Here is a 1,273-nt window from a genome sequence, read left to right on the forward strand (position 1 = left end):
CGGATTTTTCACCCAGTCCTTGTCGGACCGCGATCCTGAGCTTTTTGGCTCGATCCGGTCTGAGCTGGGTCGTCAGCGCGACGAGATCGAGCTGATTGCGTCCGAGAACATCGTCTCTGCCGCCGTGATGGAGGCGCAGGGTTCGGTGATGACCAACAAATATGCCGAAGGTTACCCGGGCCGACGCTATTACGGAGGCTGCGAGTTTGTTGATATCGCCGAGAATCTGGCCATCGACCGCGCCAAGCAGCTGTTTGGCTGTGGCTTTGCCAATGTGCAGCCGAACTCGGGCAGCCAGGCCAACCAGGGGGTGTTCCAGGCGCTGATCCAGCCCGGCGACACCATTCTGGGCATGAGCCTGGATGCCGGTGGCCACCTGACCCACGGCGCGCGGCCCAACCAGTCGGGCAAGTGGTTCAACGCCGTGCAATACGGCGTGCGCCAGCAGGACAACATGCTGGACTATGATCAGGTCGAGGCGCTGGCGAAAGAGCATAACCCCAAGCTGATCATCGCGGGCGGTTCGGCCATCCCGCGTCAGATCGACTTTGCCCGCATGCGCGAGATCGCCGACATGGTCGGCGCCTATCTGCACGTGGACATGGCGCATTTCGCCGGTCTGGTCGCGGCAGGCGAGCATCCCAGCCCGTTCCCCTACGCGCATGTGGCGACCACCACCACACACAAGACCCTGCGCGGCCCACGTGGGGGCATGATCCTGACCAATGATGAAGATATCGCTAAGAAAGTGAATTCGGCGATCTTCCCCGGCATTCAGGGCGGCCCGCTGATGCATGTGATCGCGGCCAAGGCCGTGGCCTTTGGCGAGGCGCTGCGCCCCGAGTTCAAAAGCTATATCCAGCAGGTCGTGATCAATGCGCAGGCGCTCAGCGATCAGCTGATCAAGGGCGGGCTCGACACCGTGACCCACGGCACCGACACCCATGTGGTGCTGGTTGACCTGCGCCCCAAGGGCGTCAAGGGCAACGCCACCGAAAAGGCCCTGGGCCGGGCGCATATCACCTGCAACAAGAACGGCGTGCCATTTGACCCGGAAAAGCCGACCATCACGTCGGGCATCCGCCTGGGCAGCCCCGCCGGCACCACCCGCGGCTTTGGCGAGACCGAATTCCGCCAGATCGCCGACTGGATCATCGAAGTGGTCGACGGCCTGGCAGCCAACGGCGAAGACGGCAACTCCGAAGTCGAAGCCCGCGTCCGCGCCCAGGTCGCAGATCTCTGCAACCGCTTCCCCATCTACCCGAACCTGTAA

The 1,273-nt window shown here is 63.2% G+C and carries 1 protein-coding gene; it reads left to right on the forward strand.

Translation table 11 applies throughout. From position 1 onward, the window contains the following. The coding region (glyA, locus tag ACR0NZ_RS20605) for a serine hydroxymethyltransferase (protein WP_480521574.1) at positions 1 to 1,273 on the forward strand (1,273 nt) is incomplete at its 5' end.

Source organism: Ruegeria sp. AE3 (assembly GCF_056542225.1).